Genomic DNA, 15080 nt, shown 5'->3' with positions numbered 1-15080 from the left:
GGAACCCCGGCATGGACATTGTGGGAAACGGATTCCTCGCCCGGCACCTGCGGCCGCTGGCCGGCCGGCACCCGGACACGGTGGTCCTGGCCGCCGGGGTCTCCTCGGCGGGCGGCACCTCCTGGGAGGCGTTCGCCCGCGAGGCGGCGCTGCTCGGCGAGGTGGCCGAGCGGTGCCGGGCCACCGGACGGCGGCTGCTGTTCTTCTCGACCGCCTCCACCGGCATGTACGGCGCCGGGCCCGGCCCGGGCACCGAGGACCGGCCTGTCACCCCCTGCACCCCCTACGGCGTGCACAAGCTGTCCCTGGAGGAGCGGCTGCGCGCCAGTGGGGCCGCGCACCTGGTGCTGCGGCTGAGCCACGTCGTGGGCCCCGGCCAGCCGCCCCACCAGCTGCTGCCGGGCCTCGTGCGGCAGCTGCGGGACGGCACGGTCCGCATCCACCGGGGGGCCACGCGCGACCTGATCGCCGTCGCCGACGTCGTCACCGTCGTCGACCGGCTGCTCACCCTGGACCTGCGCGGCCAGACCGTCAACGTCGCCTCCGGGGAGGCCGTACCGGTGGACACCATCGTCGACCACCTGGAGCGGCGCCTGGGCCTGGCCGCCCGCAGGGAGCACCAGGACGCGGGCGGCCCGCCCGTGGTCACCGGCATCTGCACCCGCAAGCTGCGGGGCCTGGTGCCGGAGACCGCCCGCATGGGCTTCGGGCCCACCTACTACCGCCGCGTACTGGACGGCTTCCTCGACCTCCCCGACGAGCGCGCCGCCCCGGCGCGGGCGTGAGCCGTCGTACCCGTACCGAACCGAGGAGGCAGCCCGCCTTGCCGAACGTCCCCGCCCCCACCGTCCCCGCCGCACCCCCCGCACCCCGCACAGCCCCGGCCGGGCCGCCGCCCGCGCTGCGCGAGCGCGAGGACGCCGGCCTGCCCGCACGGCTCGCCCTCTCGGCCGCCACCACCGACGGCGCTCACCTGCGGACGGCGGAGTTCGACGACTGGCTCGCCGGGCGCGGGCGCGCGCACCGCTTCCGCGTCGAGCGCGTGCCCTTCGCCGCGCTGGACGGCTGGTCCTTCGAGGACGGCACCGGCAACCTCGTCCACCGCAGCGGCCGCTTCTTCAGCGTCGAGGGGCTGCGCGTCACCACCGGCAGCGGGCCGCACCGGCTGTGGCACCAGCCCATCATCAAACAGCCCGAGGTCGGCATCCTCGGCATCCTGGCCAAGGAGTTCGACGGCGTCCTGCACTTCCTGATGCAGGCCAAGATGGAGCCGGGCAACCCCAACCTGCTGCAGCTCTCGCCCACGGTGCAGGCCACCCGCAGCAACTACACCAAGGTCCACCGGGGCGCGGACGTGAAGTACCTGGAGTACTTCACCCGGCCCGGGCGGGGCCGGGTCCTCGCCGACGTCCTGCAGTCGGAGCACGGGTCCTGGTTCCACCGGAAGTCCAACCGCAACGTCATCGTCGAGGCCCTCGGCGACGTACCGCCGGCCGACGACTTCTGCTGGCTGACCCTGGGCCAGCTCGGCGAGCTGCTGCACCGGGACCTCACCGTCAACATGGACGCCCGTACCGTGCTGTCCTGCCTGCCGGACCACGGCCGCCCGGCCGGCGCCCTGCACTCCGACACCGAGGTGCTGTCCTGGTTCACCGGCGAACGCTCCCGGCACGACGTGCACGCCGAGCGGATCCCGCTGGCAGGCGTGCCCGGCTGGGTGCGCGGGCCCGAGACCATCGCCCGCGAGGACGGCCGCTACTTCCGCGTCGTGGCCGTGTCCGTGGAGGCCGACAGCCGCGAGGTCCCGCGCTGGACCCAGCCGCTGATCGAACCGGTGGCACCCGGCGTCACCGCCTTCGTGGCCCGCCGGATCCACGGCGTACTGCATCTCCTCGCGCACGCGCGCGTGGAGGGCGGCTTCCTCGACACCGTCGAGCTGGGCCCCACCGTCCAGTACACGCCCGCCAACTACGCCCACCTCGCCCCCGCCGACCGGCCGCCCTTCCTCGACCTGGTGCTGAACGCCGACCCCCGCCAGGTGCGGTACGAGGCCGTCCACTCGGAGGAGGGCGGCCGCTTCCTGAACGCCGTCGGCCGCACCCTCGTCGTCGAGGCCGACGCGGCGCAGGCTCCCCTCGACCCGCCGCCCGGCTACCGCTGGGTCACCCCGGGCCAGCTGCGCTCCCTCGTCCGCCACGGCCACTACCTCAACGTCCAGGCCCGCACGCTGCTCGCCTGCCTCGGCGCGATGGGGGACGAGGGCCGATGACGCTGCGCATGGGCGTCCTGGGCTGCGCCGACATCGCCCGCCGCCGGCTGCTGCCCGCCCTCGCGGCCGCACCGGACGTCTCCCTCGTCGCCGTCGCGAGCCGGGACGCCGCCACGGCGGAGGCGACGGCACGGCCGTACGGCTGCCGGGCGGTGACCGGCTACGCCGAACTCCTGGCCATGGACGGCATCGACGCGGTGTACGTGCCGCTGCCGAACGCCCTGCACGCCCCGTGGGCGGAGGCGGCGCTGCGCTCGGGCCGGCACGTCCTGGCGGAGAAGCCGCTGACGTGCGCCCACGCGGACACCACGCGGCTGCTGGACCTCGCCCGCGAGCGCTCCCTGGTGCTGATGGAGAACATGATGTTCGTCCACCACCGCCAGCACGAGGCGGTCCGCGCGGCCGTCGCCGACGGCGCCATCGGCGAACTGCGCGCCGTGCACGCCGCCTTCACCATTCCGGAGCGCCCCGACGGCGACGTCCGCCACCGCCCCGAGCTGGGCGGCGGCGCCCTCCTCGACGTGGGCGTCTATCCCCTGCGCGCGGCCCTGCACGTCCTCGGCACCGATCTGCGCGTCGCCGGCGCCCACCTCGGCAGCGGCCCCGGCCGTACGGTCGACACCACGGGCGCCGCCCTGCTGACGACGCCCGGCGGGGTCACGGCCCAGCTGACCTTCGGCATGGCGCACGCCTACCGCTCCGTGTACGAACTGTGGGGCAGCCACGGCCGCCTCACCGTGGAGCGCGCCTTCACCCCGCCCGCCGACGCGCGGCCGGTCGTACGCCTGGAGACGGCCGGGGCCGTGCGCGAGCTGCCCGCGGGCGGACCGCACGACCAGGTGGCGGCCACGGTGGCGGCGTTCGCCCGTGCCGTGCGCGAGGGCGGGGTGCCGGACGGGCAGACGGCCGCGGTGCTGCGACAGGCGGCGCTGCTGGAGGAGATCCGGGCCGCCGCCGGCGCGGAGCCGGGCCGTCCGGAAGCCGTGGCCACCCCGGACGCCGACTGACATGATCCAGGAATGAATCAACGATCCCGCGCTCGGGTCCGGCGGCGGTTGCGGTCGCTGGCGCTCCTGGAACTGATCAACATCCCTCTCCAGGCCGTGATCTGGTTCGGTGAGCTCGGCTTCCCGGTGACCGTGGCGAACGCCGCCGGCTTCGCGCTGTTCTCGCTCCTCCTTCTGGAGGGGTCCGCGTACTGGGGGGCCAAGCTCCGTCAGATGGAGATACCCCGGGCGCCGCTCCCCGGCGCCAGGGCCTTCGCGGCCGCCCGCGTGCTCAACGTCCCGGTGCTGTTCGCCGGAGTGGCGTTCACGGTCTGGGCGGTGGCCGGCGACCCCGGGCGCGGCACGATCCCGGGCCTCGGCTTCGCGCTGTTCGCGGTGCTGGAGCACGTGAACTACTTCCACACGCAGCTCATGTACGACAACCGCGCCGACCGCCGCCGCCTGCGGCAGCACGGTCTGTGCCGCTCCCACCTCTCCCGCGACCTGGCCCTGGCGGGCGCACGGGGAGGCGCCTCCGCCTGACGCCCCCCGCCGCCCCGGACCGTCCGGCCCCCTCAGGATTCGCCGAGGGGGCCGTTTTTTTGTCATGTACGGAATCTTTAACAGGTACGTCTTCGGAGCTCTCGGTCCGGACGCCGCCTTCGTGATCCATATCGGGCTTTCTCGGAGCACCTCCTGATATTCAGGGAAGCTACAGTTGAACGAGAAGGGCTCGGTTTTCGCCTGCATGCGGCTGTGGATGGTCCATTTCCAGCCACACGCAATGTGGCCGCAATACTCCTCAGCGAAACCGGACTTGGCCCATCCGCTACTTGACATGGCCCGACCGTCGTCCGAGCGGACCCGTCCGTACCGGCGGCCGGGGCGGGCGGTCACGGTCGTCGGCAGCGCCCGACGTTGACCTGCGGCAGCTGCCAACTGGCGCCTACCGGCGGTAATGTCACGGACCGTCAGATACGGCCGCGTCCCCGCGGCGCGCTGCCGCTCCGGGCGGGAAACCCTCCGCCCTTGGCGAGAACGGAGCGTTCCATTCCTTGGTGATGGCTGCGGCGTCAGGCATCCGAAAAGCGGCCGGATTGGCTCTCGGCATCATTCGGAATGGCCTATTCCCCGTTCAATGTGACGTGGGCCACATGAAAGCCGGTTGTAGGCCCCGAGGTGGACTCATAAAGTCATGATCGTTCCACCGGGGGGTGTTGAACTCCGAAATCGGGAGTTGCAGTAGGAGCATCTTTCGGTGGGTGTGTAGTGATTCGGTCCACCCATACGAAGGCGGTATTCCCGTGTACAAGGGCGATGTTTCGCTGGTGGAAGAGATTGCCGAGCAGGACTTCGACGGTGTCGCGTACGGCGCGTGCACCACGAACACCTTCTCGCTGAGCAACAAGCTGGGCAACAACGGTGGCTGGTGCACCGTCACCAAGGAATGCACCAACGCCTGCAACTGAGCCTAAGCAGCAAACCCACTAACACTGGAAAGAGGTACATCATGGAGATGAACCAGGACGTTCTCGGCCGCTTCGACGAGGCCGAGCTCATCGAGCTCAGCGACGCCGACGCCTTCGGTGGCACCGGCCCGTGGTGCGCCGCGAGCGCCGTCGTCAGCACCGCGTTCTGCCCGACGACCAAGTGCACCAGCAAGTGCTGATTGTCGTCGCCTAATTTGGTGAACGTGTAGCACGGTAAGGCGGAATGGGGGTCCGCCCACTGGGCCTCCATTCCGCCTGCCCGGCTTCGGCCAGTTTTACGACATAGCGCGAAAATGGAGCAGCGACCGACCGTGATATCTTCGGAAAAGTACTACCCTGAGTTCGATGGCGCCGAAGTCGCAGAAACGATCCTGCCGCTGGCGCGGTTCGATGAAGATATTGTCGCTGCGCTCCAGGTCGAAGAAAAAGAGCAAGCACCTTCCACTGCGCGTGACATCACGCGTGCCACGGTGGAGACATGGCTTGCCGGGCCGGAGCAATACCCTTTCCAGAGCATTATCAAAAACCTCGCCGCGACCGTAGTGAACGCGGACCCCATCGCTCCCTTCGAGGAACTGTTCCACGAGCCCCAGGCCATCGTGACGCAGCTGCTCGAGCGGACCGAGTCCCGGTTGCGCGAGGTCTACCCCCGGCCGCTGGTGGCCGCCATCAACCACGCCCGTGAGAAGGGCGAGTTGAAGGGCGCCGACCCGGCCGAGCGGTACACCTACTTCGTCGAGGAGTCGAAGCGCACGTCGTTCGAGGACGTGAGCGGGCTGTCCTTCCCGGTCCTGCGCGACATCACGCGCACGGTGCTGCGCCTCGAAGTCGAGAGCATGGTCGAACTGTGCGGCCGGCTGGTGGCCGACCGGGAGGCCATCGAGGCCACCTTCGGCATCGAGGCGACCGACCCGGTCGTCTCCTGCGGGTTCTCCGAAGGCGACGTGCACAACCACGGCCGCAGCGTCTCGGTGCTCGAGTTCCTCTCCGGCAAGCGCCTGGCGTACAAGCCCCGCGACGTGTCCTGCGAGGCCGCGTACGAGACCGTCGTGCAGGAGCTCAACAGCAGCCTGGACATGTCCCTGGTCGCCGCGAAGGTCCTCGAGCGGGACCACTACGGCTATGTGGAGTTCATCCAGGCCGAGGACGTCTCGGACATCTCCGAGGAGTTCATGCACGCCAGCGGCGAGCTCGCCGCGGTGTTCTACCTGCTGAACGCGCGGGACATGCACTTCGAGAACATCGTCCCCACCCGCCGCGGCCCGGTCCCCATCGACCTGGAGACCATCCTCCACCCCGCGCGGATCCACCGCGGGGCCCGGCCCGAGGCCCCGGCGAACGCCTACGACACCATCGGCCAGTCGATCTACGGAATCGGGATCCTGCCGCTGGTCATGGTCGGCAAGGACCAGGACGCCGGCCACATCGACCTCGGGTTCCTCGGGGATGCCGGCCGGGGCACCTCGCCCTTCAAGTCGCTGCGGTTCCAGGAGCCGTACACCGACCGCATCCACGTGGTGCTCAAGGCGCAGGACACGCAGGAGCGGCAGACGGTCGTCAACGCCCTGTCCGAGGAAGAGATCCACCAGCTCGGCGAGCGGATGGCCGCCGGGTTCACGAAGGTCTTCCGCGCGGTGATGGCCGACCGGGACGGCTGGCACGCGCTGCTGCGCAAGGCGGTCTCCGGGGTGCGTGTGCGCTACGTGCACAACCCGACGGCCCTGTACTCGCAGACGCTGCGGATGACGTCCGGCCCCGGTGCCGTGGACGACTACTCGACCTACGTGGCGCTGCTGAAGCGGATCGCGATCGCCAGCAAGACCTCCTCCCAGGACCTCATCGGCTCCGAGCTGAAGCAGCTCGCGGCCCGTGACGTCCCCTACTTCACCGTCGCCAGCACGAGCGTCGTCCTCCAGGACGGCGACGGCGTCGCGGTGGGCGCGGACTTCGACGAGTCGCCGCTCGACCGCGCGGTGGCCAAGACCACGAACATGAGCGAGTTCGAGCTCGAGGAGCAGCTCATGCTCCTCTACTCGGCCTTCGCCTCCCGCTTCCCCGACAACCACCTGGGCGCCGCGGGCGGCCCGGAGGACGAGGCAGCGGCCACCGTGCCGGCCCCGCGGTCGGAAGGACGCTCCGGCGACTCGCTGAGCGAGCTCGTCGTCCGTCTCTCGGACAAGCTGGTCGCGACCTCGCTGCCCGACAAGTTCGCGCACCTGCCGAGGACCTGGATCGGTCCGCTCGCCTCCGCCCAGGCCAACCGGCCGTGGCCGCCGGGAGTGCTCGGATACGACGTGTACACCGGACGCGTCGGCCCCGCGCTGGCCCTGGCCTCGGCCGGGCGCGTGCTGGACAACGCCGAGTACCGCGACCTGGCCGCGCAGATCTTCTCGACCACCGCGGACATCCTCGCGGGCGAGCGCTACGAGATGCGCAGCATCCACGAGGCCGGCTGGAGCGGCTACACCGGTATGGCGGGCATCCTGTTCGCCCTGGCCACGGCGGGCCGGCTGCTCGGGGAGGACGCCTGGGTCACCGCCGCGCAGGGCGCGCTCCCGCTGGTGCTGGGCCAGGTCGGCAACACGTCACCGGCCGAGCTGCCCCTGGACGTGATCAGCGGCGTCGCCGGCGTGATGTCGTGCGTCACGTCGATCGGCGGTCCGGACGCCGACAGTCACCTCGCGGCGCTGACCTCCCTGCTCACCGGCGCGCTGAGCGGCACCGGCCACCAGCCCGTACTCGAGCAGTCCGGGTTCGCGCACGGAGTCGCGGGACTCATCCACGCGCTGAGCAACGCGCACGCCCGTGTCTCGCCCGAGCAGCAGGAGGTCGTCGCCGCCACGCTGTCGGGCCTGGTGGAGCGGCTGAAGGGGTTCTACGACCCCAAGGAGGACAACTGGTTCTCCAACGCCGCCACCCCCTGGAACTTCGCGACGGGCTGGTGCCACGGCTCCGGCGGCATCGCCCAGGCCCTGCAGGCGTACAGCTCGCTGTGCGACGACGAGGCCGTGGTGCGCATGCGTGACCTGGCGGTCCGCAACACCCTGGGCCTCGGCTTCGGCCGGAACCTGACCTGGTGCCATGGCGACCTGGGCAACCACGACGTCCTGGCCGGCATCGCCGCCGGTACCGGCGACGCCGCGCTGCGCGAGGAGATCGCCGAGGTCGAGCGGCGGTGGCTGACGCCGGAGATCTTCGAGCGGAAGATCGGCGACATGCGCAGCCGCTACGCCCACACCAACAGCGTCATGGTCGGCACCTCCGGCATCGTCCTGCACCTGCTCAACCGCATCGACCCGGGCATGAGCGTCTCCCCGATCAATTTCGCAGTCGAGAGTCGGTGACGATGAGTTCCACGACCGGCCGTCGCACGGCGCGCCGCGTACCGACCCTCACCCAGGTCACCCAGACCGAGTGCGGCCTGTGCTGCTGCGTCTCCCTGCTGCGCTACTACGGACGTGCGGAGGAGTTCTCCACCGCACGGGACGACATGGAGGCGGGCCGCGACGGTCTGAGCGCCGGCCAGCTGGCCCGGTTCCTGCGTACGCGGGGCATGGAAGCCAAGCTGTACCGCGTCAAGGACGTCTCCGTCCTCGCGAAGTTCTCCTCGCCGACGATCCTGTACTGGGAGGACTACCACTTCGTCATCCTGGAGAAGTTCGACGGCGAGAAGGCCGTCGTCATGGACCCGGCCGTGGGACGCCGGCGCCTGAGCCGCGAGGAGCTGGAAGAGGGCTTCAGCGGCATCGTGATCTCCGCCGACATCGGTCCCGACTTCGAGCGGACGCGGCAGAAGCCGTTCGCCGAGTGGCGCAGCACTCCGCTCCTCGCCGAAGGCTCGCGCAAGCGGATGGCGCTGGTCGGGCTGCTCTCGCTCAGCGGGTACGGCGCGGTGCTCGGCATCCCGATGCTGACCGAGTGGGCGGTCGACCGGTACGCGCGCTGGCAGGGCGTGGACGACCTGTTCCTGATGATCATGTTGATCACGGGAGTGGCGGCCGGCTACTTCGTGCTGCACCTCGTCAGGGTCCTCGTGCTGTCGTCGCTGGTGGCGCTCCTCGGCAAACACCTGATGACGCACACCTTCACCAAGCTGCTGTCCTTGCCGTACAAGTTCTTCACCACGCGACAACCAGGCGAGCTGCTGTTCCGGCTGAACACCGTGAACTCCATCAGGGACCTGCTGTCCTCCCGGGTGGCGCAGGGAATCCTCGACGTCGGCACGCTCGCGTGCGTGACCGTGTACCTGCTCGTCATCGAGTGGCGACTGGGCCTCATCGCGATCTTCCTGTTCCTGCTGAACGCGGCCTATCTGCTCAAGACGCGCGTCCGCGTGCTGGAAGCCGTCGACGCCGAGCTCGCCCAGCTGAGCCGGAGCCAGTCGACGCAGCTCGACGCGATCGTCTCCATCCCGACGATCAAGATGGGCGGCTACGCCCGCGAGTTCCTCGACAGCTGGCACAAGGTCTACGCCTCGTCGCTGGACGCGATGAAGTCCCGCATGCGCCTGCAGCAGGGCCGGATCTCGGGCGTGACCACCACGACCCAGATGTTCGGCCCGATCATCCTCCTGCTCGCCAGCCTGTACTTCGTCAGCCGCGGTCAGATATCCCTGGGCGCGGCGATCGGTGTCCAGGCGGTCTCGGCGACCTACTTCGCGCTGTCGACCTCGGTGTTCCAGACCTACACCGAGTTCGCCGAGGCGTCGCGGTACATGGCCAGGCTGAACGACATCGGCAACACGCCCTCCGAGACGTCCGGCGGCGCCCTGACGGAGGTGCCGGACACCTCGATCCGGCTGGAGGGCGTCAGCTTCCAGTACACCAAGCACAGCGACTTCGTCGTGCGCGACGTCTCCCTGGAGATCGCGGCCGGCTCGAAGGTCGCGCTGGTCGGCTCCTCGGGCTCGGGCAAGAGCACCCTGGGGCGCATCATCTGCGGCCTCTACGAGCCGACCGTCGGATCCGTCCGGTTCGGCGGGCACGACATCGCCGAGTACGACAAGGACTCGCTGCGCCGGCTGATCGGCTACATCCCCCAGGAAGTGCACCTGCACAACCGCACGATCCTGGAGAACCTGACGCTGGGGCAGGACATCCCCGAGCAGGAAGTGCGCGAGTTCTGCGCGAGCGTGGGCATCCTCGACTTCCTCGAGGACCTGCCCATGGGGCTGAAGACCCTGGTGTCGGAGATGGGCGCGAACTTCTCGGGCGGCCAGCGCCAGCGGCTCGCCATCGCGCGTGCCCTCCTGCAGCGTCCCCGGATCATCGTGATGGACGAGGCGACCGCGTCGCTGGACACCATCAACGAGCGGCGGGTCACCGAGCTCATCCAGGAGATCGGCGCAACGCAGGTGATCATGGCGCACCGCCTGGCCACCATCAAATCCGCGGATCGCATCTACGTGCTCGACAACGGCCGGGTGGCCGAGCAGGGAACCCACGCGGAGCTGCTGAACGGCGGAACGCTGTACAGGGAGCTGTACGCGGAGAAGACCGCCGATGCCGAAGTCCTTGTTGGAGGCGAGTGAGTGATGACTGAACCGAACGTGTCCATGCGGGACTTCTTTCCCTTCTACGAGCACCTGGTGCCCAGGAGCGCCGTCGACGCCGCACTGCGCGAGCTCGTGGCTCCGGTCACCCGGCCCGAGCGTGTCGAAGAGGTGCTCTTCGACATCTGGGAAGCCCTCATCTCCCTCGTCGAGGCCCATTCCTTCAGGATGATGATCGGCGAGTTCCACGCCTTCCGCGAAGGCCTGGGCCTGCCCATGACCACCGACGGCGACCGGGCGATGCAGCAGTTCCGGCCGCACCTCGAGCAGGACGGCTCCTGTCACCGGATCGCCGAGAAGTACCCGGTGCTCAAGGAGCGGCTCGAGTCGATCCTGCGCAACTCGCTCGACGCCTTCGCCGAGTTGTTCGTCGCGTACGCCGCGGACCGGCCCGCCCTGAAGGCCGCCGGCCTGCTGGGCGCGCCGGGGGACGACGACCTCATCGCGACGATCTTCATCTCCGGCTCGGACCTCCACAACGAGAACCGGCAGGTCATCGGGGTGCGGCTGGCCGGCGGCGCCCGGATGATGTTCAAGCCGCGCGCGCTGACGTCCGACACCTTCGTGCAGGACCTCTACACGGCGGCCGACGCGCACCTGACGTACTCGCTGCGGGGCTGCATTCCGCTCTCCGTGACGATCGGCTCCCACGGCTGGCAGCAGTTCGTCACCCCGATGGCCATGGAGACGCCGGACCAGCCGGCCCGGTACTTCTACCGGTTCGGTGCCCTCTGCGCGATCCTCGGCTCCATCGGGGCGTCCGACCTCCACGACGAGAACGTGCTGGCTCACGGCGAGCACCCGTGCGTGATCGACACCGAGACCGTCATGCGGCCCGACGCCGGCGTGGACAACGACACGCTGCCGCACACGCTGATCAACCACGCGAAGCTCTCCGTGGTCTCCACGATGCTCGTTCCGGTGATCAACCGGTCCTCGACCATCGACGTGCTCATGGCCGGGGTCGGGGTGGCCGGCGACCAGAAGTCGAACATCACCCGGACGGCCATCCAGCACATCGGCACCGACGCCGTCTCCGTCGGCCGTGAGCCCATCACGTACACGCACAAGGACAACGTGCCGCGCCTGGGCGAGGCACAGCTGTCGGCGACGGACCACTACGCCGACATCCTGCGGGGCTACTTCGACGGTCTCGGCTTCGTCCGCGGGGACGGCGTCCTGAAGGTCCTCGACGCCTACCCGGACATGCCCGTGCGGATCCTCCTGCGGGCGACGATGGTCTACAACAGGTTCGTCGACGCGGCCACGCACCCGGACTACCTGACCCGCCCCGAGGAAGCCGAGCGGATCTTCACGCTGCTCAAGCACTTCCCCGACTACCTCTCGCCCGAGGGCGTCGAATACGTCGGCATCCAGGAGCGCGCGTCGCTGGCCAAGGGGGACATCCCCTACTTCGTGTCGCGCAGCGGCTCGACGGAACTGGCCACGCACCGGACCAGCCTTCCGGGCGTGTACAAGAAGACGCCGTCGGACTTCGCCCGCGCGGGTGTGCGTTCCAACTCCGAGCGCCCCGACCTCTACCACCGGTTCCTGCTGGAGGAGTGCTTCAGCGAGCTGTCCGGCGAGGAGAACCCCGCGGGTCTGTCGTCGCAGAGCCTGTTCAAGGAGACGTTCGCCGACGCCCGCCCGGGAACGTGGTGGCCGGAGATCGCCCGCCAGATCGCTGCCGTCGGTGTGCCCTTCGACGGGCCGGACGGCCGGGAACTGGGCTGGGTGTGCGGCATCGGCCCCATGGGGGAAGCGCCGACCATCACCCCGGGCAACTTCGTCTCGTTCCACGACATCGGCGGCACCGTGGCCTTCCTGGGCCGCGCGGGACGCCACGACAGCGACATCCGGCCCTGGTCCCTCAGTGCGGACCGCGGCCTGACCTCGCTGGTGTCGGAGTACGACAAGGGACTGCTGGGCATCGCCGAGTCCGCGATCTCGGGCGCCTCCTCCCTGCTGCTCACCCGGCCCGCCGGTGTGGACGCGGAGTGGATGGACAAGATCTTCGGCAGGATCGCCGAGCGCTCCGCGGCGGGCGAGCTGGACACCGACCTGGGCAACGGCCCCGCCGGCCTGCTCATGACGCTGCTGTCCCGCATCGAGGCCGGCGTGACGACGCCCGGCGTCGGCGAGGAGCGGCTCGCGATGCTGCGCGACATGGTCCTCGCCGATCTGGCGAAGCCCAGGGACGCCCGGTGGTTCGACGTGGCACACGGCGAACTGGGACTGCGGTGGGCCTGCTCGCGCATCGGACGGGTCCTCGGCGACGACGGCCTGGTGCGGCAGTCGGCGGACTGGCTCCTCGACCGTCTCGCCTCGGACGACCAGACCCCGGCCGTCGGGTGGTGCAACGGCGCCGCCGGCCTGCTGCTGTCCTCGGCGGAGATCCTCGCCTCGGCCGGCCGGCAGGAGTGGCTGTCCGGCGCGCGGCTGGAGGCCATGGCCGACCAGGCGACCCGGCTCACCGCCGGCCGCCCGGTCGACCTGTCGGTCTGCCACGGCAGCAGCGGTGTCATCCAGTCGCTGATCGGCGCCGGCCGCACCCTGGGCGACGCGTCCCTGGTGCGCCGGGCGCACGAGCACCAGGAGAACGTCCTCGCCGGGATCCGTGCGAACGGCTTCTTCACCGGCTCGGCGGGCCGGACGGCACTGGTGGGCTACATGATCGGCTGGGCCGGCGTCGGAGACACCGACCTCCTGCTCCACTCCGTCCTGAACGGCACGGGGACCGGCGAGCACGCCGTCCCGGTCGCGTTCGCGTAGCGATTGAAGGGAAATAACGGGGTGCAGTACTCGATTCTTCTCCCGCTCGGCCCCAACCGGCCCGAGCAAGTGGTGACGTTCGCCAACCTGGTGAAGTGGACCCGTGCCGAACGGCTGTGGCAGGGACAGGGGCAGCTGCTCGACAGCCACCATGTGGCGAGCTGGCTCGCGGGCATCGGCATCAGGATCCCCACGGGATTCGGTGTGTCGCTGATGCCGTTGCGCTCCCCGTACCAGGCGGCGCTGGAGGCCCGTTCCGTCGCGATCGCGACGGGGCAGCCCGTCGTCGCCGGATTCGGCCCGGGCGCGCTGGAGTTCCAGGCGGCCGTCATGGGCAAGCCCTACGCCAGCCAGATCGGCGCGTGCAGGGAGTACGTGCAGATCGTGCGCAGCCTGGTGAACCGGGACGAGGCCGATGTCTCGGGTGCCCACTTCTCGGTCGAGGCCAAGCTGTTCGACTACCACCAGATGCCGGTGTCCGTGGGTCTGGGCGTGCTCCGGGAGAAGATGGCGGCGCTGGCAGGTGAGGTCGCCGATGTGGCCATCACCTGGCTCGGCTCCGCGTCGTACGTGGGCGATGTCCTGATGCCGGCCATCCGGGGCGCGAAGCGTGAGCTGGCGGATCCGGTGAAGGTCACGGCCATCGTGCCCGTCGCCCTGTCCGGCCCCGGCCGCGACGTCACCGCCCTGGCCGCCGCCTCGTGCGGCATGCACATCCAGGCGCCCCACTATCAGGACGCGTTGCGCAAGGCCGGAATCGTGGTGGCCGGTGACGGCGGCCCCGAGGACGCCAGGAAGCTCGTCGACGGCGGGGTGTTCCTGTACGGGACGCCCGCGGAGATCCACGAGCGGCTCGCCGAGTACCGCGCGCTCGGTGTGGACGAGGTCGTGCTGAACACCTCCGGTGTCACCAACGCCCTCGGCCCGCGCGCCGCCGCCCAGGACCTCCTGGACATCCTGAACGCCGCGTCATGATCCGCCTGTACGACACCGGCGCCCGGCAGATCCGCGACTTCTCCCCGCTCGTCCCGGGCTGTGTCTCGATCTACCTGTGTGGCGCGACCGTGCAGGCCGCGCCGCATATCGGGCATATTCGGTCGGGTCTGAACTTCGACATCATGCGTCGCTGGTTCACCTACCGTGGCTTCGATGTGACGTTCGTGCGCAATGTGACCGACATTGACGACAAGATCATCGCGAAGTCGGTCGATCAGGGCCGTCCGTGGTGGTCGATCGGCTACGAGAACGAGTGCGCGTTCAACGCCGCCTATGACGCGCTGGGCTGCTTGCGGCCGACGGTGGAGCCGCGTGCGACCGGCCATGTGCCGGAGATGATCGAGATGATGCGGGGCCTGATCGAGCGCGGCCACGCCTACGCGGTGGACGGCAACGTCTACTTCGATGTGCGTTCGTTCCCCGGTTATCTGGAGCTGTCCAACCAGGAGCTGGACAACCTTCTCCAGCCTTCGGGTGAGGGTGAGACGGGTAAGCGTGACCCCCGTGATTTCGCGATGTGGAAGGCCGCCAAGCCGGGTGAGCCGTCGTGGGAGACGCCGTGGGGCCGTGGGCGGCCGGGCTGGCACCTGGAGTGCTCGGCGATGGCCCACAAGTACCTGGGGGAGGACTTCGACATCCACGGCGGCGGCCTGGATCTGATCTTCCCGCACCATGAGAACGAGATCGCTCAGGCGAAGGCCTTCGGTGACGGTTTCGCCCGGTACTGGGCCCACAACGCGTGGGTGACCATGAGCGGCGAGAAGATGTCGAAGTCGCTGGGCAACTCCGTGCTGGTCTCGGAGATGGTCAAGCACTGGCGGCCGATCGTGCTGCGCTACTACCTGGGTACCCCGCATTACCGGTCGATGATCGAGTACAGCGAGGAAGCGCTGCGCGAGGCGGAGTCGGCGTTCGCGCGGGTCGAGGGTTTCATCCAGCGGGTCGTGGAGAAGGCCGGGCCGGTGGAGCCGGCTGTGGAGGTGCCGCCGGCGTTCGCGGAGGCGATGGATGATGAT

The 15080-nt window shown here is 69.8% G+C and carries 11 protein-coding genes; all 11 read left to right on the top strand.

The annotated features are described in order from the left end of the window. Nucleotides 1-11 precede the first annotated feature (11 nt). Complete coding sequence (locus tag AB0G59_RS12825; protein WP_360910881.1) at nt 12-785, top strand: SDR family oxidoreductase; 774 nt, start codon at nt 12-14, stop codon at nt 783-785. 116 nt (nt 786-901) lie between these two features. Then, a complete protein-coding gene (locus AB0G59_RS12820) occupies nt 902-2269 on the top strand; it encodes an NDP-hexose 2,3-dehydratase family protein (protein WP_360911250.1) in 1368 nt (455 codons plus the stop codon). Then, nucleotides 2266-3276 (top strand): Gfo/Idh/MocA family oxidoreductase, encoded by a 1011-nt coding sequence (locus AB0G59_RS12815; protein ID WP_360910879.1) that lies wholly within the window; start codon nt 2266-2268, stop codon nt 3274-3276. The genes AB0G59_RS12820 and AB0G59_RS12815 overlap by 4 nt, the downstream gene beginning before the upstream one ends. A gap of 12 nt (nt 3277-3288) precedes the next feature. Continuing rightward, the gene (locus AB0G59_RS12810) at nt 3289-3798 is read left to right on the top strand and encodes a hypothetical protein (RefSeq protein ID WP_360910877.1); all 510 of its coding nucleotides are present in this window, start codon (nt 3289-3291) and stop codon (nt 3796-3798) included. Nucleotides 3799-4583: 785 nt separating this feature from the next. After that, entirely contained in the window at nt 4584-4724 is a 141-nt protein-coding gene (locus AB0G59_RS12805) for a plantaricin C family lantibiotic (protein ID WP_360910875.1), read from the top strand. A 41-nt stretch (nt 4725-4765) separates the two neighbouring features. Further along, entirely contained in the window at nt 4766-4924 is a 159-nt protein-coding gene (locus tag AB0G59_RS12800; protein WP_360910873.1) for a class II lanthipeptide, LchA2/BrtA2 family, read from the top strand. 363 nt (nt 4925-5287) lie between these two features. Then, nucleotides 5288-8089, top strand: a complete 2802-nt coding sequence (gene lanM, locus AB0G59_RS12795) for a type 2 lanthipeptide synthetase LanM (protein ID WP_360910871.1) — start codon at nt 5288-5290, stop codon at nt 8087-8089. 2 nt (nt 8090-8091) lie between these two features. Continuing rightward, entirely contained in the window at nt 8092-10275 is a 2184-nt protein-coding gene (locus AB0G59_RS12790; RefSeq protein ID WP_360910869.1) for a peptidase domain-containing ABC transporter, read from the top strand. A gap of 3 nt (nt 10276-10278) precedes the next feature. Next, entirely contained in the window at nt 10279-13068 is a 2790-nt protein-coding gene (gene lanM / locus AB0G59_RS12785) for a type 2 lanthipeptide synthetase LanM (RefSeq protein WP_360910867.1), read from the top strand. Between the two features lie 21 nt (nt 13069-13089). Beyond that, nucleotides 13090-14043, top strand: coding sequence for an LLM class flavin-dependent oxidoreductase (locus tag AB0G59_RS12780; protein ID WP_360910865.1), 954 nt, complete (start codon nt 13090-13092; stop codon nt 14041-14043). Further along, the coding region (gene cysS / locus AB0G59_RS12775) for a cysteine--tRNA ligase (RefSeq protein ID WP_360910863.1) at nt 14040-15080 on the top strand (1041 nt) is incomplete at its 3' end. The genes AB0G59_RS12780 and cysS, both read left to right, overlap by 4 nt.

Origin of the sequence: Streptomyces sp. NPDC021096 (assembly GCF_040641275.1) — a bacterium.
Classification (GTDB): domain Bacteria; phylum Actinomycetota; class Actinomycetes; order Streptomycetales; family Streptomycetaceae; genus Streptomyces.
This window is presented reverse-complemented; position numbering and strand designations above follow the sequence as displayed.

What these genes read in the sequence shown, in the direction of transcription:
- lanM (WP_360910867.1), top strand. Translation starts at nt 10,279, where the DNA reads ATGACTGAACCGAACGTGTCCATGCGGGACTTCTTTCCCTTCTACGAG.
- AB0G59_RS12825 (WP_360910881.1), top strand. Translation starts at nt 12, where the DNA reads ATGGACATTGTGGGAAACGGATTCCTCGCCCGGCACCTGCGGCCGCTG.
- AB0G59_RS12815 (WP_360910879.1), top strand. Translation starts at nt 2,266, where the DNA reads ATGACGCTGCGCATGGGCGTCCTGGGCTGCGCCGACATCGCCCGCCGC.
- AB0G59_RS12790 (WP_360910869.1), top strand. Translation starts at nt 8,092, where the DNA reads ATGAGTTCCACGACCGGCCGTCGCACGGCGCGCCGCGTACCGACCCTC.
- AB0G59_RS12800 (WP_360910873.1), top strand. Translation starts at nt 4,766, where the DNA reads ATGGAGATGAACCAGGACGTTCTCGGCCGCTTCGACGAGGCCGAGCTC.
- AB0G59_RS12810 (WP_360910877.1), top strand. Translation starts at nt 3,289, where the DNA reads ATGAATCAACGATCCCGCGCTCGGGTCCGGCGGCGGTTGCGGTCGCTG.